Source organism: Curvibacter cyanobacteriorum, from assembly GCF_028649475.1.
GTDB classification, from domain to species: Bacteria; Pseudomonadota; Gammaproteobacteria; order Burkholderiales; family Burkholderiaceae_C; genus Curvibacter; species Curvibacter cyanobacteriorum.
This window is the reverse complement of the sequence record NZ_JAQSIP010000010.1, coordinates 83,280-101,313: the sequence shown is the minus strand read 5'-3', so window position 1 is coordinate 101,313 and position 18,034 is coordinate 83,280. Positions and strand designations below refer to the sequence as shown.

The 18,034-nt window shown below is 66.5% G+C and carries 17 protein-coding genes; 10 read left to right on the top strand and 7 right to left on the bottom strand.

What is annotated here, in order from left to right; all coding sequences use genetic code 11:
* Window positions 1–35 precede the first annotated feature (35 nt).
* A complete protein-coding gene (gene xopAW / locus PSQ40_RS18280; RefSeq protein ID WP_273953323.1) occupies window positions 36–1,100 on the bottom strand; it encodes a XopAW family type III secretion system calcium-binding effector in 1,065 nt (354 codons plus the stop codon).
* Window positions 1,101–1,341: 241 nt separating this feature from the next.
* Here xopAW and PSQ40_RS18275 point away from each other — a divergent pair, with 241 nt between their 5' ends.
* Window positions 1,342–2,070: a response regulator gene (locus tag PSQ40_RS18275; RefSeq protein ID WP_273953322.1), complete on the top strand. Its 729-nt coding sequence runs from the start codon at window positions 1,342–1,344 to the stop codon at window positions 2,068–2,070.
* Complete coding sequence (locus tag PSQ40_RS18270) at window positions 2,058–3,350, top strand: ATP-binding protein (RefSeq protein WP_273953321.1); 1,293 nt, start codon at window positions 2,058–2,060, stop codon at window positions 3,348–3,350. The genes PSQ40_RS18275 and PSQ40_RS18270 overlap by 13 nt, the downstream gene beginning before the upstream one ends.
* Window positions 3,351–3,387: 37 nt before the next feature.
* Here the strand turns inward: PSQ40_RS18270 and PSQ40_RS18265 are convergent, their stop codons facing one another.
* The gene (locus PSQ40_RS18265; protein ID WP_273953320.1) at window positions 3,388–3,660 is read right to left on the bottom strand and encodes a DUF1653 domain-containing protein; all 273 of its coding nucleotides are present in this window, start codon (window positions 3,658–3,660) and stop codon (window positions 3,388–3,390) included.
* 253 nt (window positions 3,661–3,913) lie between these two features.
* Here PSQ40_RS18265 and PSQ40_RS18260 point away from each other — a divergent pair, with 253 nt between their 5' ends.
* Window positions 3,914–5,182 carry an RsmB/NOP family class I SAM-dependent RNA methyltransferase gene (locus PSQ40_RS18260; protein ID WP_273953319.1) on the top strand — a complete coding sequence of 423 codons (1,269 nt, stop codon included), beginning with the start codon at window positions 3,914–3,916 and terminating at the stop codon, window positions 5,180–5,182.
* Window positions 5,183–5,345: 163 nt separating this feature from the next.
* Window positions 5,346–6,548 carry a DesA family fatty acid desaturase gene (locus PSQ40_RS18255; RefSeq protein WP_273953318.1) on the top strand — a complete coding sequence of 401 codons (1,203 nt, stop codon included), beginning with the start codon at window positions 5,346–5,348 and terminating at the stop codon, window positions 6,546–6,548.
* Here PSQ40_RS18255 and PSQ40_RS18250 read toward each other — a convergent pair.
* Window positions 6,523–6,936, bottom strand: coding sequence for a hypothetical protein (locus PSQ40_RS18250; RefSeq protein ID WP_273953317.1), 414 nt, complete (start codon window positions 6,934–6,936; stop codon window positions 6,523–6,525). The two genes, PSQ40_RS18255 and PSQ40_RS18250, sit on opposite strands and share 26 nt — an antisense overlap.
* A 152-nt stretch (window positions 6,937–7,088) precedes the next feature.
* Here PSQ40_RS18250 and PSQ40_RS18245 point away from each other — a divergent pair, with 152 nt between their 5' ends.
* The gene (locus PSQ40_RS18245) at window positions 7,089–8,582 is read left to right on the top strand and encodes an aminotransferase-like domain-containing protein (RefSeq protein WP_273953316.1); all 1,494 of its coding nucleotides are present in this window, start codon (window positions 7,089–7,091) and stop codon (window positions 8,580–8,582) included.
* An 84-nt stretch (window positions 8,583–8,666) separates the two neighbouring features.
* Here PSQ40_RS18245 and rpmG read toward each other — a convergent pair whose 3' ends face one another.
* From rpmG to trxB, 3 genes are all read right to left on the bottom strand, one after another.
* Window positions 8,667–8,837 (bottom strand): 50S ribosomal protein L33, encoded by a 171-nt coding sequence (rpmG, locus tag PSQ40_RS18240; protein ID WP_019574658.1) that lies wholly within the window; start codon window positions 8,835–8,837, stop codon window positions 8,667–8,669.
* 11 nt (window positions 8,838–8,848) lie between these two features.
* Window positions 8,849–9,082, bottom strand: a complete 234-nt coding sequence (rpmB, locus tag PSQ40_RS18235; RefSeq protein WP_057676948.1) for a 50S ribosomal protein L28 — start codon at window positions 9,080–9,082, stop codon at window positions 8,849–8,851.
* A gap of 272 nt (window positions 9,083–9,354) precedes the next feature.
* Entirely contained in the window at window positions 9,355–10,314 is a 960-nt protein-coding gene (gene trxB, locus PSQ40_RS18230) for a thioredoxin-disulfide reductase (protein ID WP_273953315.1), read from the bottom strand.
* Window positions 10,315–10,546: 232 nt separating this feature from the next.
* Here trxB and PSQ40_RS18225 point away from each other — a divergent pair, with 232 nt between their 5' ends.
* The 3 genes from PSQ40_RS18225 to lolA all read left to right on the top strand — a co-directional run bounded on the left by PSQ40_RS18225 (window position 10,547) and on the right by lolA (window position 14,480).
* Window positions 10,547–11,224: a Crp/Fnr family transcriptional regulator gene (locus PSQ40_RS18225; protein ID WP_273953314.1), complete on the top strand. Its 678-nt coding sequence runs from the start codon at window positions 10,547–10,549 to the stop codon at window positions 11,222–11,224.
* A 68-nt stretch (window positions 11,225–11,292) separates the two neighbouring features.
* Window positions 11,293–13,614 carry a DNA translocase FtsK gene (locus PSQ40_RS18220; RefSeq protein ID WP_273953313.1) on the top strand — a complete coding sequence of 774 codons (2,322 nt, stop codon included), beginning with the start codon at window positions 11,293–11,295 and terminating at the stop codon, window positions 13,612–13,614.
* A 227-nt stretch (window positions 13,615–13,841) separates the two neighbouring features.
* Entirely contained in the window at window positions 13,842–14,480 is a 639-nt protein-coding gene (lolA, locus tag PSQ40_RS18215) for an outer membrane lipoprotein chaperone LolA (RefSeq protein ID WP_273953312.1), read from the top strand.
* Window positions 14,481–14,615: 135 nt separating this feature from the next.
* Here lolA and PSQ40_RS18210 read toward each other — a convergent pair whose 3' ends face one another.
* Window positions 14,616–15,125, bottom strand: a complete 510-nt coding sequence (locus PSQ40_RS18210) for a hypothetical protein (protein ID WP_273953311.1) — start codon at window positions 15,123–15,125, stop codon at window positions 14,616–14,618.
* A gap of 122 nt (window positions 15,126–15,247) precedes the next feature.
* Here PSQ40_RS18210 and PSQ40_RS18205 point away from each other — a divergent pair, with 122 nt between their 5' ends.
* Window positions 15,248–16,579 carry a replication-associated recombination protein A gene (locus PSQ40_RS18205; RefSeq protein ID WP_273953310.1) on the top strand — a complete coding sequence of 444 codons (1,332 nt, stop codon included), beginning with the start codon at window positions 15,248–15,250 and terminating at the stop codon, window positions 16,577–16,579.
* Window positions 16,580–17,090: 511 nt separating this feature from the next.
* The gene (locus PSQ40_RS18200; RefSeq protein WP_273953309.1) at window positions 17,091–18,020 is read left to right on the top strand and encodes a branched-chain amino acid ABC transporter permease; all 930 of its coding nucleotides are present in this window, start codon (window positions 17,091–17,093) and stop codon (window positions 18,018–18,020) included.
* Window positions 18,021–18,034: the final 14 nt, after the last annotated feature.

Here is an 18,034-nt window from a genome sequence, read left to right as displayed (position 1 = left end):
CGCGCGGCGCCGGTGATGGGGCTGCCTGTCAGGCGTCAGACCCGCTCGCTGAAGCGGTTGACTGGCGCGCTCCAGGCCTGCGAGTGGGCCTGGTACTCGCGGCGGGCGGCCTGCACCAGTTGAAGCCAATCCTGCGCCGGCGGCGTCGCGCTGCTGTCCTCGCTGCTGGTGCCGCTGCCGCTGGCCGAGCCACTGTCGGCGGATGCCTCGCTGCGGTTCAGGCTGTCGAGCTGCGCGCTGAGCTGGGTGACAAATTCATCGGTCTCGCTGGCGCTGATGCTGCCGTCCTGGTTGCTGTCAAGGGTGTCGAACAGCGCCTGCAAGGGATCGCTGGCGCTGGCCTCGCTGCTGCCACTGCTGCTGGCGGCCAGCCGCTCTTCGAGCGACACCACGCCGTCTTCGTTGGTGTCCAGTGGGTCGTAGGTTTGGCTGCTGCTGTCGCTGGCGCTGCCGCCGCGGCCCGGGCCGCCCGGGCCACCGGGTGGCGGCGGGGGGCGGTTGGCGCTGGCGGTGCTGGTGCTGCTGCTGGCCTGGTCCTCGTTTGACGGCCGCCCGGCGTCGAACTCGCTGCTGCTCAGGCTGCCGTCGCTGTCGCTGTCGAGTTGTTTGAACAGGGCTTCGGCCTCGCTGCTGCTGGCGGTGCTGTCGGTGTTGCCCGACATGTTCTCGAGCAAGGTCTGCAGTTCGGTTGTGCTGACCGAACCGCTGCCGTCGCTGTCGACCTGGCTGAACAGGTCGTCGCCGGCTTCGCCCGTGGCGCCGCTGCGCTGGGGCCCCCGCGATTGCGCAAACTCCAGCGTCGAGGGCGGGGGCAGGACCGACTGCAAGGTCTGTGCGAGTTCTTCGCCGCTCAGGGTGCCGTCGCTGTTGCTGTCGTGGTCGCTCAGCAAGTCGGTGGCGCTGCTGGTGCTGCTGACGCCGGTTTTTTGCGCCACGTCGTCCAGCAGGCTTTGCAGCTCGGTGCTGTCCACACTGTCGCTGTTGTCGGTGTCGAATTTCGACATCAGCTTCTCGGCCAGGCGACCCGCCCCGCCGGGCCGTGGGGGTGGGCTGCTGGACCAGGTGCTGCTGTGGGTGTTGACGCTGCTGAGGGCGGTCATGGTGCTTCCTTCCGATCGGGTGATGGGTTTCAGCGCGCTTGGCATTCAAGGCAGGAGCCGCCCGGCGTGGACCCGTTTCCATTCTTGGCAGGGCCGGTAAAGCCTGTTTGTCGGTTCTGTATCGGGGCGGGTACAAAGCCCTCTTTGAAGGCTTGAAAAAGAACGGTAAAGAACCCTTATTTCGATCTTGCAGGCGCGGGGCGCTGCTTACACTTCGCCGTCTTTTGCCCTTGGATTGCCCATGCAACATATTCTGGTGGTGGACGACGATGCAGACATCACCACGCTGTTGGTCCAGTACCTGGGCCGTTTTGGCTTCACGGTTCACGCCGCCTCGGACGCCGACGCGATGCGGGCCCAGCTCAGTGCCCACCCGGTGGACCTGGTGGTGCTGGATCTGATGCTCCCCGGCACCGACGGATTGGCGCTGGCGCGCGAGCTGCGCGCGCGCTCGCGCATCCCGATCATCATGCTGACCGCCCGTGGCAACCCTTACGACCGGGTGCTGGGCCTGGAGATGGGCGCCGATGACTACATGAGCAAGCCTTTCGAGCCGCGCGAACTGGTGGCCCGCATCCAGACCGTGCTGCGCCGCCTGGCGCCTGGGGCGTCGGCGCCCCCGGCGGTCGAGTCGGACGTGGTGCACTTTGACGGCTGGGCCCTGTACCGCATGGAGCGCCACCTGATCACGCCCGACGGCGTGGTGGTGCCGCTGTCCAACGCCGAGTTCCGCTTGCTGTGCACCTTTTTGGCCACCCCCCGCCGCATCTTCAGCCGTGACCAGCTGATGGAGCAGGCGCGTGGCCGGGCCATGGATGCCTTCGAGCGCAGCATTGACCTGCTGGTCTCGCGCCTGCGGCAAAAACTCTCCGACGACCCGCGCGAGCCCCGGCTCATCAAAACGGTGCGTGGCGCGGGCTACCTGTTCAACGTGCGCTCGGTGCAAGGCCACGTCGGATGGCAACGCTGACCCCGCGCCCGGCAGCGGCCCGGCCGACGGTCGGGGCTTGGCGTTCGCGTTGGCAAGCCTTCTGGGCTCACCCGCGCTGTCGCCAGGCGGTGCGGGTGCTGGTGGAGCGGGGGCTGCCCAAGTCCTTGTTGGGCCGGCTGGCGTTGTTGTTGTTTGTCGCGGTGCTGGCCAGCCATGTGTTGGCGCTGACGCTGATGTTCGAGGTGCATGACCTGATGGGCCTCGGCCCGCCGCGCCCACCCGAACCGGCGCCAGGCCAAGCCGTGACCCTGCGGCCGGGGCCGCCGTCCGCGGAGGCCCCGGCGTTGATGGGCCCGCCGGCCAGTGCTGCGGCCGGGGCGCCGCCTGAATGGGGCCCCAGGCAAGGTCCCGGACCGGGTCCCGGGCCAGGGCCGCGGCCTGAAGGGCCCGCTCCCGGCTTTCACGCGGGCTTGGTGGTGGACATCGGGGTGCGCCTACTGGCCTTGATGCTGGCGGCCTGGGTTGGAGCGCGCTGGCTGTCCAAACCGATTGACCGGCTCGCCTCGGCGGCGCGCGAACTGGGGCAGAACATCGACCGCCCGCCCCTGCCCGAGGATGGCACCACCGAGTGCCGGGAGGCCAGCCGGGTGTTCAACCAGATGCAGGCCCGCATCCGTCAGCAACTTGAAGAGCGCGACCGCTTTGTGGCCGCCGTGTCGCACGACCTGCGCACCCCACTGACCCGCCTGCGCCTGCGCGCCGAGAGCCTGGCGGACGCCGAGGACCGGCGCCAGTTCGGCCGCGACATCGTGGAGATGGACGAGATGATCACCGCCACGCTGGACCACCTGCGCGGCGTGGCCGACCCCGAGCCGCTGGTGTGGCTCGACGTCAAGGCCCTGGTCGACAGCCTGGCGGATGACCAGCAGGCCTGTGGCCATTGGGTGCCCGTGCATGGCCGGGCCGGGCCCTTGCGGGTGCAGGCCAGCGCGCTGCGCCGCTGCCTGGGCAACCTGGTGGGCAATGCGATCCGCTACGGCGGGCAGGCCGAGGTGTTCCTGTGGGACACCGGGGACGAGGTGGGCATCGAGGTGCGTGACCACGGCCCGGGCCTGCCCGAGGCCGAACTGGAGCGGGTCATGGCGCCGTTCTACCGCGTGGAAGGCTCACGCAACCGGCACCATGGCGGGGTCGGTCTGGGGCTGTCGATTGCGCGCGACATCGCGCTGCGCCACCAGGGCAGTCTGCAGTTGCGCAACGCCGCGGGTGGCGGGCTGCTGGCGGTGGTGGTGCTGCCGCGTCTGGCCCCGCCGTCTTGAGGTGGTTTTGAGGCCGTTTTGAGGCAGGGCGCTTGCTTCAGGGCGTTGCGGGCACCTCGGAGGCATCGCAGGGGCTGAAGCGGGGCCGCGTCTGGCCCTCGAACTCAATCGTCTCCAGGAACATGGCTGCCGGGCGCACCCACAGGCCGCGCTGGCCGTACAGGGCGCGGTACAGCGTCATGGGTTCGAGGGTTTCGCTGTGGCGCACGGTGTCGATCACCTGGTAGAAGCCGCCCTTGTAATGGCGGTAGAAGCCCGGCGTCACGCAGGGGCTGAGGGCGGGCAGGTCGAGGTCGTTGGGGGCGGTCATGGCGGTGTTCCGTGGGGCGGTGTGTGGCGTGGTGAAGGCGTGGTGATGTGGCGGTGGGGTGAGCGCCGACCCGTCACAGGGGCGCAACCCGCGGTCGGGGCTGCGCAGCATAGCCGGTGCCAGCGCTGCTGGCCGGCCGACCCGGCGACCGCCCCGAGGGATCGCTTTCAGACATGGGGCTGAGGTGGGGTTCAGGCCGGGCGAGGCGTGCGTGCTTGGGCCCGCGCGGTGAAGCATGGGAAAATGCACGCTTATGCACCCAAAAGCCCTGCTGGATGCCTGCGCCGAACTGGTCAGGCTCACCCTTCTGTTTGAACACCCCGCCGATTCGGTGGTGTCCCGTTTCTTCCGTGATCACCGCAACCTGGGGCCGCGCGAGCGCGCCACCCTGGCTGAAACCACCTACAACGTGCTGCGGCAAAAGCTGCGCTTTGAGTACCTGGCCCGCTCGGGTTCGGGGCCGCGCGAGCGCCGCCTGGCCATCCTGGGCTTCCATGGCCCGCGCGACTTTGTCAAAAGCGCCCTGACCGATCAGGAGCGCAACTGGCTCGACACCTGCGACGCCGTCACCGACGCCGACCTGATGGAGCCGCACCGCCACAACCTGCCCGAGTGGCTGGCGGGCCCGCTCAAGGCCCAGCTGCCCGAGGATTTCTGGTCGCTGGCGGCCAGCCTGAACCAGGGCGCGCCGCTCGACCTGCGCGTCAATGCGCTGGCCGACAAGCGCGACCAGGTGCAAAAAGAACTCAAGGCCGCGGGCATCAAGTCCGAACCCACGCCGTACTCGCCCTGGGGCCTGCGCGTGGACAGCAAGCCCGCGCTGACCAAGCTCGATGCGTTCACGCGGGGTGCCATTGAGGTGCAGGACGAGGGCTCACAACTGCTGGCCCTGCTGTTGGATGCCCACCGTGGCGAGATGGTGGTCGATTTCTGTGCCGGCGCCGGGGGCAAGACCCTGGCGATTGGTGCCAGCATGCGCAACACCGGCCGCCTTTACGCGTTCGACACCTCGGGTCACCGCCTGGATGCGCTCAAGCCCCGTTTGGCGCGCAGCGGTTTGTCCAATGTGCACCCGGCCGCCATTGCCCACGAGCGCGACGACCGCATCAAGCGCCTGGCGGGCAAGATCGACCGCGTGCTGGTCGATGCCCCCTGTTCGGGCCTCGGGACCTTGCGCCGCAACCCCGACCTGAAGTGGCGTCAGTCGCCCAAGGCGATCGACGAGTTGGTGCAAAAGCAGACCGCCATCCTGCAAAGCGCGGCGCGCCTGCTCAAGCCCGGTGGTCGTCTGGTCTATGCCACCTGCAGCGTCCTGCCGCAGGAGAACGAAGGCATTGCCGATGCCTTCTCGGCTGCCAACCCCGACTTCATCCCGCTGGCCGCTTCGCCGACGCTGTCCCAGCTCAAGGTGGCTGGCGCCGAAGCCCTGTGCAGCGGCGAAGGCGGCCTCTACCTGCGCCTGTGGCCGCACCAGCACGCCACTGATGGCTTCTTTGCCGCCGTCTGGACCCGCAAGGCTTGATCTGGCCGGGCCCCGCCGTCACATAACTGTCTAAACCTTGTGGTTAAACAAATTGTGGCTGGCGGGCGCCAGATTAAAATCCGAGATGGAGTCGTCCGCGTCCCTGCTCATTTCGGAGCGAGCCTCGCTTTTTGACGGGCCTCCTCAAGCAAAAGGTTGATACATGTTTTTACCGGATTGGGCTGTGTTGAACGCGGCCATTGATTGGCTGGGCCACGGCCTGTGGGGCCTGACTTGGTGGCAAGTGGTCTTGTACACCCTGGTCACGACCCACCTCACGATCTGCTCGGTCACCATCTTCCTGCACCGTTCGCAGGCGCACCGGGCCCTGGACCTGCACCCGATTCCGCAGCATTTCTTCCGCTTCTGGCTGTGGATCGGCACCGGCATGGTGACCAAGGAATGGGTTGCCATCCACCGCAAGCACCACGCCAAGTGCGAGACCCCGGACGACCCGCACAGCCCGCAGACCCGCGGCATTGAAACCGTGTTCTGGCAAGGGGCCGAGTTGTACCGCGCCGAAGCCAAGAACCGCGACACCATTTCCCGCTTCGGCCACGGCACGCCCGACGACTGGATGGAGCGCAATGTCTACAGCCGTTTCAGCTGGCAAGGCGTGGGCCTGATGCTGATCCTGGACCTGGCCTTGTTCGGCGGTCTGGGCGCCACCGTCTGGGCCGTGCAGATGCTGTGGATCCCGATCACCGCGGCCGGCATCATCAACGGCATCGGTCACTACTGGGGTTACCGCAACTTTGAAGCGGCCGACGCCAGCACCAACATCTCGCCGATCGGCATCATCATCGGCGGTGAAGAGTTGCACAACAACCACCACACCTACCCGACGTCGGCCAAGTTCTCGGTCAAGCCCTACGAGTTCGACATTGGCTGGGTTTACATCAGCCTGATGTCCAAGATCGGCTGGGCCAAGGTCAAGAAGACCCCGCCCAAGCTGCAACTGGGGGATGTCAAGCCGGTGGCCGACGAGAAGACCCTCGAGGCCCTGATCGCCAACCGCTACGAAGTGATGGCAGGCTATGCCCGTGGCGTGCGCCAGGAGCTGGCCGCGCTGAAGGTCAAGCAAGGCGATGCCTCGCTGATCGAAGCCGCCCGCCGCTGGCTGCACCGCGACGCCGAGAAAGTGCCCGCAGCCGCCCAACCGCAACTGGCGCAGGCCCGCGTGGCCTACCCGGCGCTCGACAAGATGGTCACCATGCGTGAAGAACTGCGCCAACTGTGGCTCAACACCTCGCAATCGCGCGAGCAACTGACGCGCGACCTGCAGGCCTGGTGCCACCGCGCTGAAGAAAGCGGCATTGCCGCGCTGCGCGACTTCTCGCTCACGCTGCGCGCTGCCAAGGCCTGATCCGCCCCAGTCGCCGCCACCACCGCCCCAGGTCGATCAGACCGGGGCGGTTTTTTTTCGCCTTGTCGCTTCGGGTGTCGATGGGGAGGTCGGTGTTCGGGCCCTGGGCGGGCGCAGCTTGCAGCCCGTAGCGCGCGCCCTGCGGGCCGCCCGCGCGCAGGCTGACCCAGCCGTCGACCGGGCAGCGCCAGGCCCCATGGGTGGGCAGTGACCAGATCAGGGGGGCGGCCCCCGCGCCCCCGGTGTGCATGAGCTGCACCTGGAGGGGGCCTTGCAGGCAGCGCAGTTCGCTGCCTGCCTGCAGGTGGAGCAGGCAGGTTTGCTCGGCCCCGACCGCGTGGCGCTGCGGTGCTGGGCAGGGGGAGGGTGTCGGGAGGGGGGTGTTCATGCCCTCCAGCGTAGAAAAAGCGCGGACCTGGCAACAGGCACAGTCCGGGGCGGTGCAGGGCGCATCAGCGCAGTTTGGTGCCCTCTGTTCTGCCTCGATTTGGTCGGCGCTGTATCTGTTCTGGTTGCCCGGCTTACGGCATCATGGCCCGCATGGCTGCCACTTCCCGAGACCTTCCGCCCTTGTACCGCCAGTGGGCCGAGCACTATCGCCAGGCCATCGCCAAGGGGGCCTTGTCCGCGGGGCAGCGCATGCCCTCGGTGCGCGAGCTGATGCAGCGCCACGCGATCAGCCTGTCCACGGCGCTGCAGATCCTGCGCACCCTCGAGGCCGAGGGCTGCCTGGAGGCCCGCCCGCGGGTGGGCTACTTTGTGTGCAGCCCGGCGGCTGTGAATTTGGGGGAGGCCACCGACCCGGATCCCCGCATGCCGGTGTCGCAGCTCGATGGCAAGGAGTTCGTGGGCATCAATGAGCGCATCTCCTTGTGGCTGGAGCAGGGGCGGCTGGCCGACGTGCGCATTGACCTCGGCTCGGCCATGCCGGCGCCCGAGTTGTTTGATGGTGCCACGCTGAACCGCCACGGCGCCGCGCTGCTGCGGGAGTTTCCAGACATCCTGGTTCAAGGGCATTCGCGCCCCGGCACCCACCCAGTGTTCCAGGCCGCCATGGCGCGCCGGGCGCTGGACGCCGGGGTGCAGGTGGCGCCCCAGGAGGTGATGGCCACGCTGGGCAATTCCGAGGCGGTCAACCTGGCGTTGAGCGCGGTGGCCGAGCGTGGCGACGTGATCGCGGTGGAGTCGCCGACCTTTTATGGTCTGCTGCAGGCGGTGGAGGCGCAGAACCTGCGCGCGCTGGAGATTCCCAGCAGTGCGCGCACCGGCATCTCGCTGGAGGCGCTGGAGCTCGCGGTGCAGCAGGAGCCCCGCTTGAAGGCGGTGGTGGTGGTGCCGCACCTGCAGATGCCCCACGGCGCGGTCATGCCCGACGAGCACAAGGCGCGACTGGTGGACTTTTGTGTGCGTCACCAGCTGGCCTTGATCGAGGACGACATCTACCGCGAATTCCTCGACAGCCCCCAGCCGCCGCGCCCGCTCAAGGCTTGGGACCGCCACGGGCAGGTGATCTACTGCGTGTCTTTCAACAAGACGGTGGCGCCGGGCCTGCGCCAGGGATGGATGAATGGCGGGCGCTGGCACACGCGCATCCACATGCTCAAGTTTGCCAAGACCCGCAACATGCAGGTCTGGGCCCAGTTGCTGACGGCCCGCACCGTGGAGGCGGCCGCGCACGAGCGTCATCTGCGGCGCCTGCGCCAGGCCTTGCGCCAGCAGCGCGAGCGCAGCGTGCAGGCGGTGGCGCGTTATTTTCCGGTGGGGACGCGGCTCAGTGTGCCGGCCGGGGGCTTGAGCCTGTGGATCGAGCTGCCGCCGGGGGCGTCGTCCTCGCGCCTGTTCGAGCAGGCGCTGGCCTTGGGCATCCGGGTGGCGCCCGGGCCGATGTTCTCCAACACGGGGCGCTACGAGCGCTTTGTTCGGCTCAGTTGCGGTCTGCCCTTTTCGGCCGAGGTCGAGGCCGCCTACGTCACCTTGGGGCGCTTGGTGCAGGCCATGCTTGATCAGGACCCATTGCAACGCGTGGCCGCCTGAGCGCGTGGCCGTCGCGGAGGCCGTGCGGGCATGAAAAAAGCCACCGGGCCGGGGCCGGGTGGCTTTTGGAACCAAGGCGCTGAATTACTTCAGCTTGATTTCCTTGTAGTCCACGTGCTTGCGAGCTTTGGGATCAAATTTCTTGATCAGCATCTTCTCGGGCGTGGTCTTCTTGTTCTTGGTGGTGGTGTAGAAGTGGCCGGTACCCGCAGTGGATTCCAGCTTGATCTTTTCGCGTCCGCCTTTGGCTGCCATGGTGGTTCTCCTTAAGCTTGGCCACGTGCGCGCAGGTCTGCGAGCACAGAGTCGATACCGTTCTTGTCGATCAGACGCAGAGCGGCGCTGGAAACGCGCAGGCGAACCCAACGGTTTTCAGTTTCAACCCAGAAACGGCGGTATTGCAGGTTCGGCAGGAACCGGCGCTTGGTTTTGTTGTTGGCGTGGGAAACATTGTTCCCGACCATCGGGCCCTTGCCCGTGACTTCACATACGCGTGCCATGTGGACACTCCTAAGACTGTTAACGGCCAAAGCCGCACCTCGCCACCCTGGCCGGTCAGGGCACTTAGGCTGACAGGACCCGCGTCGCTCGTCACTGGTCGCAGCGGCGGCGCGGTTCTGTTGCCTGGGTGGCGGTGGAGGTAATTTGCATCTGTGGCCAGCAAGGGTCTTGGCGACCTCATGCTTGCCTGTTTCAGCAAAGCTAAAGATTATAGCCTGCGGCGCTCAAAGGCTTCAAGCCCTGGCGCCATGCAGGGCTGTGATGGCAGAGCTCAGACCGCGCCGTCTTGCTCCAGAAAGCGTTGTGCATCGAGCGCGGCCATGCAGCCCGTGCCGGCGCTGGTGATGGCCTGGCGGTACACATGGTCTTGCACGTCACCGGCGGCGAACACGCCCGGCACGCTGGTCATGGTGGCAAACCCTTGCAGGCCCGAGCGGGTGACGATGTAGCCGTCCTTGGTGTCGAGCTGGCCTTCGAAGATCTGGGTGTTGGGTTGGTGGCCGATGGCAATGAAGCAACCGGTCAAGGTCAGTTCTTCGGTGCTGCCGTCTTGCACGTTCTTGAGGCGCACACCGGTCACGCCCGAGGCGTCGCCCAGGACTTCGTCGAGGGTGCGGAACAGCTTGAGCTCGATCTTGCCGGCGGCGACCTTCTCCTGCACCTTGTCATTGAGGATCGGCTCGGCCTTGAACTTGTCGCGGCGGTGGATCAGCGTGACCTTGCGCGCGATGTTCGACAGGTACAGCGCTTCTTCGACCGCGGTGTTGCCGCCGCCGACCACGCACACGTCCTGGTCGCGGTAGAAGAAGCCGTCGCAGGTGGCGCAGCCCGACACGCCGCGGCCCATGAAGTTCTGTTCCGACTCCAGGCCCAGGTACTTGGCCGAGGCGCCGGTGGCAATGATCAGTGCGTCGCAGGTGTATTCGCCGCTGTCACCGCGCAGTGTGAAGGGGCGCTTGCTGAGGTCCACCGAGTTGATGTGGTCGAAGATGATTTCGGTCTTGAAGCGCTCGGCGTGCTCCTGGAAGCGCTGCATCAGCTCGGGGCCTTGCACGCCGTGCACATCGGCGGGCCAGTTGTCGACTTCGGTGGTGGTCATCAGCTGACCGCCCTGGGCCATGCCGGTGACCAGCACGGGGTTCAGGTTGGCGCGGGCTGCGTACACTGCGGCGGTGTAACCTGCAGGGCCCGAGCCGAGGATGAGAACTTTGGCGTGTTTGACGTTGGACATGGTAGAAAGCCTGTTGTGATAAGGGGTCGACGTTGTGCGTTGAGGCGCCGCGGAGGCCTGAAGTATCCACCCGCAGGGGGCTGGTGCGGTCGCTGCGTTTTCAATGAGCGCGATTGTAAGAAGCTAATCAAGCCCCTGTGGGTGGGGGCTTGAAACCCTGCCGGTGCCCCGATGGGGCCCTGAGATGACCGAGTCTGGCCCAGGGCCAGCCTGCTTATGGAGAAGATTTGACATGACGACCATGGTGTCCAACCTGGAACTGCTTCGGCGCGTGCCCCTGTTTGCGCTGCTGACCGCGCCGCAGGCCGAATTGATCTCGCGTGTGGTGGTCAAGCGGCGTTTCAAGCGCGGCGAGGCCTTGGTGGAGCAGGGGCACAAGTCCGATGCACTGTTCATCCTGCTCAACGGCCGGGTGCGGGTGTTGACCACCGACAAGCGCGGCCGCGAGGTCATCCTGGCCACCCTGCGCACGGGCGACCACCTCGGCGAGATGAGCCTGATTGACAACCAGACCCACTCGGCCACCGTGCGGGCCGAGATCCAGACCGACGTGTTGACCTTGGGTCGGGCCGAGTTCATGCGCTGCCTGCAGGACAACAGCAGCGTGGCCTACGCGGTCATGAAGCGGCTGGTGCAGCGCCTGCGCCAGGCCGATCAGAAGATCGAATCGCTGGCGCTGATGGATGTCTATGGCCGCGTCGCGCGCGCCCTCATGGAACACGCCACGGAGTGCGAAGACGGCACCTTGCTGATCCGCGACAAGCTGTCGCGCCAGGACATCGCCAAGATGGTGGGGGCCTCGCGTGAAATGGTCAGCCGGGTCATGAAAGACCTCGAGGAGCGCGGCTTTGTGCAGTCCGACGACGAAGGTCGCATGACCATCAAAGACCGTTTGTTGCAACTGACCTGAGCTGGCCTCTGCCAGCGAGGCCTGGACCGGCCGAGATTGCGCTTAAGCTCGGTGCCCTTGCTGCCTTTATGACCTATTCACTCCACACCCTGACGTCTCCCGCGACCCGCCGGGAGGCGCCGCCACGCTCGGGCGTCAGCCGCTTCACCCACGAGATCGGCCTGATTCTGTGGGCCGCGGTGCTGGCCCTGTGCCTGCTCGCGCTGCTCAGCTACCACCCGCAAGACCCGGCCTGGTCGACCTCCGGCGGTTCGCGCCGGGTCTTCAACTGGGCTGGCCGCCTGGGGGCCTGGCTCGCGGACACCAGTTATTTCATGCTGGGTTTCTCGGTCTGGTGGTGCTTGGTGGCCGGGCTGCGGGCCTGGTTGGCCAGCCTGGCGCGCTGGATGCGCGCCGACGACCAAGGGCCGCCACAGGCGCGTTGGCGTTTTTGGCTGGGCCTGGTGCTGCTGCTGATGGCCAGCGCCACGCTCGAGTGGTCGCGCCTGTACCGGTTTGAAGGCCTGCTGCCGGGCCACGGCGGCGGTGTGTTGGGCTATTTGCTGGGCCCCGCCTCGATGAAGTGGCTGGGCTTCACGGGCACCGCGCTGGCGGCGCTCAGTGTCGCGGTGGTGGGCAGCGCGCTGGTGTTTGGGTTCTCATGGGGCCATGTGGCCGAGCGCCTGGGCGGCTGGCTGGACTCGCTGGTGCAGTCGCGCCGTGAGAAACGCGAGATGGCCGAGGACCTGGCGGTGGGCAAGCGCGCCGCGCGCGAACGCGAGGAGGTGGTGCTCGAAGAGCGGATCGAAAGCCGCGAACACCACCCCAAGCCGGTGCAGATCATCGAGCCGGTGATGGTCGAGGTGCCCAAGAGCGAGCGCGTGGTCAAGGAGCGCCAGAAGCCCCTGTTCACCGAGATGCCCGACAGCAAGCTGCCCCAGGTCGACCTGCTCGACGGTGCGCTGCTGCGCCAGGAAACCGTGTCGCCCGAGACGCTGGAGATGACCAGCCGCCTGATCGAGAAGAAGCTCAAGGACTTTGGCGTCGAGGTGCGTGTGGTGCTGGCCTCGCCGGGCCCGGTGATCACGCGCTACGAGATCGAGCCCGCCACCGGGGTCAAGGGCTCGCAGGTGGTGAACCTGGCCAAGGACCTGGCGCGCTCCTTGAGCCTGGTGTCGATCCGCGTGATCGAGACCATCCCGGGCAAGAACTACATGGCGCTGGAATTGCCCAACGCCAAGCGGCAGACCATCAAGCTCAGCGAAATCCTGGGCTCGCAGATCTACCACGAGGCCAAGTCCATGCTGACCATGGGCCTGGGCAAGGACATCATCGGCAACCCCGTGGTGGCCGACCTGGCCAAGATGCCGCACGTGCTGGTGGCGGGTACCACCGGTTCGGGCAAGTCGGTGGGGATCAACGCGATGATCCTGTCGCTGCTGTACAAGGCCGAGGCGCGCGATGTGCGGCTGCTGATGATCGACCCCAAGATGCTTGAAATGTCGGTCTACGAAGGCATTCCGCACCTGCTGGCCCCGGTGGTCACCGACATGAAGCAGGCCGCCAACGGCTTGACCTGGTGTGTGGCCGAGATGGAGCGCCGCTACAAGCTCATGAGCAAGCTCGGCGTGCGCAACCTGGCCGGCTACAACACCAAGATCGACGAAGCCCAGGCGCGCGAGGAGTTCATCTACAACCCCTTCAGCCTGACGCCCGAAAGCCCCGAGCCGCTGCAGCGCCTGCCACACATCGTGGTGGTGATCGACGAGCTGGCCGACCTGATGATGGTGGTGGGCAAGAAGATCGAAGAGCTGATTGCCCGCCTGGCCCAAAAGGCGCGCGCCGCTGGCATCCACCTGATCCTGGCCACCCAGCGCCCCAGCGTGGACGTGATCACCGGCCTGATCAAGGCCAACATCCCGACCCGCATCGCCTTCCAGGTCAGCAGCAAGATCGACAGCCGCACCATCCTCGACCAGATGGGCGCCGAAGCCCTGCTGGGCATGGGCGACATGCTGTACATGCCCTCGGGCACCGGCTTGCCGGTGCGCGTGCACGGCGCCTTTGTCAGCGACGAAGAAGTGCACCGGGTGGTCAGCTACCTCAAGAGCCAGGGCGACCCGGACTACATCGAGGGCGTGCTCGAAGGCGGCACGGTCGACGGCGAGGACGGCGTGGGCGAGGCCGGGGGCGACTCGGGCGGCGAAAAAGACCCGATGTACGACCAGGCCGTCGAGGTGGTGCTCAAGGACCGCAAGGCCAGCATCTCCTACGTGCAGCGCAAGCTGCGCATTGGCTACAACCGCTCGGCCCGCCTGTTGGAAGACATGGAAAAGGCCGGCCTGGTCAGTGCGCTGACCAGCAGTGGCCAGCGCGATGTGCTGGTGCCCAACCGCAACAGCGACGCCTGAGCCCGGCATCCGGGCGGTGGCGCCGGCTGTTGGCTTGTGGCTGTCGGGTGGGTGTTCTCGGATGGGTGTTGTCGATGTAGCGCCCGCGATGCAGCGCTGGCCCCGTGGGGGATCGATCCACGGGCGCACCGCCAGCGCAGGCTGGGGTGGCTGCCCGGGGCTGGAACGAAACCCGGCCCGCTTGATCTCACGCTGGCCCCCGCCTCTTTTTCTTGGAGTTTCTGAGCATGAAGTCCCGTTTTTTGCTGCTGGCCGCGCTGGCTGGTGCCTCTGTGTCGGCCTGGGCCGATGGGCTGCAGGCCCTGGAAGCCTTTGTCAAGAACACGCGCACCGGCCGCGCCGAGTTCACCCAGGTGGTGACGGCCCCGCTGCGCGAGGGGCAGACCACGGCCCGCAGCAAGACCTCGAGCGGTAGCTTTGAGTTCCAGCGTCCCGCGCACTTCCGGTTCCTCTACCGCAAGCCGTTTGAGCAAACCCTGGTGGCCGATGGGCAAACCGTGTGGCTGTACGACGTGGACCTGAACCAGGTCACCGCGCGCAAACAGGCCCAGGTGCTGGGTTCGACGCCGGCCGCCTTGCTGGCGTCCGCCCCCGACCTCAAGGCCCTGCAAGCCGATTTCAAGCTCAGTGCCGCCCCCGAGGCCGACGGCCAGCAGTGGGTGCAGGCGCTGCCCAAGGCCCGCGATGGGCAAATTCAAAGTGTGCGCATCGGGTTCCGTGGGGAGCAGTTGGCCACCCTCGACATCCTGGACAGCTTCGGTCAGCGCTCGGTGCTGAGCTTCAGCGGTTTTCAGGCCAACCCGACCTTGCCCGCCGAGACCTTTCAGTTCAAGCCCCCCGCAGGCGCCGATGTGGTGCGTCAGTGAGGTGATCAGGCCCTGATTTGGAGGCATGCAGGCCCGGTGGAGGGCTGATGTGCTGTGCTTTGGTGCACCGAGGGGCTGGCGGGCCTCGTTTTGGGGCGGATGCGTTGCGGTGATCGCTGTGGTGAACGCTGCGGCTCAGGGGCGCCTCGGGTGTTGCTGAGGCTGGGGCGGTGCGCGGGTCGCCCCGGGCGGCGGCTGGCCCAGCAGGTGGTGCAGGGTGCGGTTTTGCCAGTCGCGCTCGCTCTCCAGCACCTGCCGCGCCCGGGCCTCGGAGTCCTGACAGGCCAGTTGCTGCGCCCGCGCCGCATGTTGAGCCGCTTGCTGGGCCTCGCCCAGCACGGCACAGGCCACCGCGTGGGTGGCCGCCACCGTGGCGGCCGGGCAGGGCGGGCTGCCGTCGGCTGGGGAGGGTTGCTCCAGTTGCTGGGCCAATTTCTTGAGCCCATGGGCGGCCGCGGTCAGCGTGGGGCGGTCGATGCGTTGGCTCAGGTACAGCTCCAGCACGGTGACGGCGGTCACGGCCGCCGGGGCCTCGAGCAGGTGCTGAACCCGGCGCACGCAATGCAGGCCAAAGGCCAGTTGCAGGCGCTCGGCTTGGTCTTGCTGCTGCAGGTGGTCCCACAGGGCGGCGAGTTCAGGGGGCATGCGCGGGGCAAAAAAGGGGCCCACAGGAGGCAATCGTTCATTGTGCGCCGCGCTTGCGCCGCCGGGGCTAGGTAAAAACCAAGCACCGCCGCAGCGCCCCGGCGACGTTGGACAATGTCGTCATGAACCCGCAGCAGCCCGATCTTTTGTCTTCCGCCCCGTCCACCTCGTATGTGCCCCTGGCCGAGCGCTTGCGCCCGCAGTCGCTGGCCGAGGTGATCGGGCAGCAGCACCTGTTGGGGCCGGGCATGCCCTTGCGGCTGGCCTTCGAGTCGGGGCGCCCCCACAGCTGCATCCTGTGGGGCCCCCCCGGCGTGGGCAAGACCACCATTGCCCGCCTGATGGCCAAGGCCTTTGACGCGCACTTCATCACCATCAGTGCCGTGCTGGGGGGCGTCAAGGAGATCCGCGAGGCGGTGGAGCAAGCCGAGGCCGTGCGCCGTGGCCTGCACCCGCAGCCGACCATCCTGTTCGTCGATGAGGTGCACCGTTTCAACAAAAGCCAGCAGGATGCGTTCTTGCCGCATGTGGAGAGTGGCCTGTTCACCTTCATTGGCGCGACGACCGAGAACCCGTCCTTCGAGGTCAACTCGGCCCTGCTGTCGCGGGCCCAGGTCTATGTGCTGAAAGCGTTCCAGGAGGCCGATGCGCGTCAGCTCATCGAGCGTGCGCACACGCTGGCCTTGCAGCACCTGGACTTTGACGAGGGCGCGATCCAGACCCTGGCGGGCTACGCTGACGGTGACGCGCGCCGCTTGCTCAACCTGTTGGAGCAAAGCGCCATGGCGGCCCAGGCCAGCGGGGTGCAGGCCATCGATGCGGCCTTTCTGCAGCAAGCCCTGACGCTCAATGCGCGCCGCTTCGACAAGGGCGGTGACCATTTCTACGACCAGATCTCGGCGCTGCACAAGTCGGTGCGCGGCTCCAACCCCGATGCCGCGCTTTACTGGTTGTGCCGCATGCTCGACGGCGGCGCCGATGCGCGTTACCTGTCGCGCCGCGTGGTGCGCATGGCCTGGGAGGACATTGGCCTGGCCGATCCGCGCGCGCTGCAGATTGCCAACGATGCGGCCACCACCTACGAACGCCTGGGTTCGCCCGAGGGGGAGCTGGCCCTGGCGCAGGCGGTGATCTACCTGGCGGTGGCGCCCAAGAGCAATGCGGGTTACCTGGCCTACAAGCAGGCCAAGGCATTCATTGAAAAAGACCGTTCCCGCGAGGTGCCAGTGCACCTGCGCAACGCCCCGACCCAGCTGATGCAGGAGCTGGGTCACGGCAAGGCCTACCGCTATGCCCACGACGAACCCGAAGCCTACGCCGCGGGCGAGACCTACCTGCCCGACGGCATGGCGCCGCCGGGCTGGTACCAGCCCGTGCCGCGGGGCCTGGAGCTCAAAGTGGGCGAAAAGTTGGCCCACCTGCGCCGCTTGGACGAGGCGGCGGGCCAAAAGTGAAAATATTTTTCACCACTATTGCGTGAAAAGTGGAACTTTTACGTGCAGGAAACGACGGCAGGCGACAAAGTGCCACTGTTGCGTCTGATTTCGCCCCGTTGCGGTGCAGATCGTCTGTCAGGCCTGATTTTTAAGCGTATGGTGCTACTCAATGTGTAGCAGCGAAAACTGACTGGGGGCCATCTCGCGAGACGATGGCCCTCGTCGTGTTTGGCGCAGTGATGCCGCCAGATGGCGGCAATCGGGCGGGCCACAAAAGCAGCCCAATGAATGAACTCGGGGTTTGATCAGTTTTATTGATGAACAAATAGGCCTTCTGATGGAGGTCAAAACACGGGTAAACCCCGGCCAGACAATAACTTTTTCATTCTGTAGGCTTGGCTACAATCCCGGCCACCAACCCGCTCCGGATTTTTTCTGGCGGGTTTTTTGCTAGGTGGAAGATGGCTTTGTCGTGCCCCGGCCATCCGCCCGGGGATCGGCAAGGCTTCTGACTCAACGGAGAAACTTTATGGAAATATTGCTGCAGCAGATCATCAACGGTCTGGTACTGGGCAGCATGTATGCCCTGGTGGCCCTCGGCTACACCATGGTGTACGGCATCATCAACCTGATCAACTTTGCGCACGGCGAGGTTTTGATGGTCGGCGCGCTGACCAGCTGGACCTGCATCGGCATCATGAAAGAGGCCATGCCCGGCGCACCGGGCTGGCTGATCCTTCTGTTCGCCATGATCATTGCCTGCGTGGTGGCGGCGACGCTGAACTACGTGATCGAGAAGGTGGCTTACCGGCCGCTGCGCAACAGCCCCAAGCTGGCGCCCCTGATCACGGCCATCGGCATGTCGATCCTCTTGCAGACGCTGGCCATGATCATCTGGAAGCCGAACTACAAGCCGTACCCCACGCTGCTGCCGTCGACCCCGATCGACCTGGGCGGCGCCGTGATCACCCCGACGCAGATCCTGATCCTTGGCGTCACCGCCGTGTCCCTGGCCGTGCTGATGTGGCTGGTGAACTACACCAAGCTGGGTCGTGCCATGCGCGCCACCGCCGAGAACCCCCGCGTGGCCGCGCTGATGGGCGTCAAGCCCGACATGGTGATTTCGGCCACCTTCGTGATTGGCGCCGTGCTGGCCGCCATCGCCGGCATCATGTACGCCGCCAACTACGGCACCGTGCAGCACACCATGGGTTTCCTGCCGGGCCTCAAGGCCTTCACCGCCGCCGTGTTCGGTGGCATCGGTAACTTGGCCGGGGCCGTGGTCGGCGCCTTGCTGCTGGGCCTGATCGAGTCGATCGGCTCGGGCTACATCGGTCAGTTGACCGGCGGCCTGCTGGGCAGCCACTACACCGACATCTTTGCCTTCGTGGTGCTCATCATTGTGCTGACCCTGCGTCCTTCGGGCCTGTTGGGTGAGCGGGTGGCAGATCGCGCTTGAGCCCAGGAGAACCA

What these genes read in the sequence shown, in the direction of transcription:
- xopAW (WP_273953323.1), bottom strand. Translation starts at nt 1,100, where the DNA reads ATGACCGCCCTCAGCAGCGTCAACACCCACAGCAGCACCTGGTCCAGC.
- PSQ40_RS18275 (WP_273953322.1), top strand. Translation starts at nt 1,342, where the DNA reads ATGCAACATATTCTGGTGGTGGACGACGATGCAGACATCACCACGCTG.
- PSQ40_RS18270 (WP_273953321.1), top strand. Translation starts at nt 2,058, where the DNA reads ATGGCAACGCTGACCCCGCGCCCGGCAGCGGCCCGGCCGACGGTCGGG.
- PSQ40_RS18265 (WP_273953320.1), bottom strand. Translation starts at nt 3,660, where the DNA reads ATGACCGCCCCCAACGACCTCGACCTGCCCGCCCTCAGCCCCTGCGTG.
- PSQ40_RS18260 (WP_273953319.1), top strand. Translation starts at nt 3,914, where the DNA reads ATGCACCCAAAAGCCCTGCTGGATGCCTGCGCCGAACTGGTCAGGCTC.
- PSQ40_RS18255 (WP_273953318.1), top strand. Translation starts at nt 5,346, where the DNA reads ATGTTTTTACCGGATTGGGCTGTGTTGAACGCGGCCATTGATTGGCTG.
- PSQ40_RS18250 (WP_273953317.1), bottom strand. Translation starts at nt 6,936, where the DNA reads ATGAACACCCCCCTCCCGACACCCTCCCCCTGCCCAGCACCGCAGCGC.
- PSQ40_RS18245 (WP_273953316.1), top strand. Translation starts at nt 7,089, where the DNA reads ATGGCTGCCACTTCCCGAGACCTTCCGCCCTTGTACCGCCAGTGGGCC.
- rpmG (WP_019574658.1), bottom strand. Translation starts at nt 8,837, where the DNA reads ATGGCAGCCAAAGGCGGACGCGAAAAGATCAAGCTGGAATCCACTGCG.
- rpmB (WP_057676948.1), bottom strand. Translation starts at nt 9,082, where the DNA reads ATGGCACGCGTATGTGAAGTCACGGGCAAGGGCCCGATGGTCGGGAAC.
- trxB (WP_273953315.1), bottom strand. Translation starts at nt 10,314, where the DNA reads ATGTCCAACGTCAAACACGCCAAAGTTCTCATCCTCGGCTCGGGCCCT.
- PSQ40_RS18225 (WP_273953314.1), top strand. Translation starts at nt 10,547, where the DNA reads ATGACGACCATGGTGTCCAACCTGGAACTGCTTCGGCGCGTGCCCCTG.
- PSQ40_RS18220 (WP_273953313.1), top strand. Translation starts at nt 11,293, where the DNA reads ATGACCTATTCACTCCACACCCTGACGTCTCCCGCGACCCGCCGGGAG.
- lolA (WP_273953312.1), top strand. Translation starts at nt 13,842, where the DNA reads ATGAAGTCCCGTTTTTTGCTGCTGGCCGCGCTGGCTGGTGCCTCTGTG.
- PSQ40_RS18210 (WP_273953311.1), bottom strand. Translation starts at nt 15,125, where the DNA reads ATGCCCCCTGAACTCGCCGCCCTGTGGGACCACCTGCAGCAGCAAGAC.
- PSQ40_RS18205 (WP_273953310.1), top strand. Translation starts at nt 15,248, where the DNA reads ATGAACCCGCAGCAGCCCGATCTTTTGTCTTCCGCCCCGTCCACCTCG.
- PSQ40_RS18200 (WP_273953309.1), top strand. Translation starts at nt 17,091, where the DNA reads ATGGAAATATTGCTGCAGCAGATCATCAACGGTCTGGTACTGGGCAGC.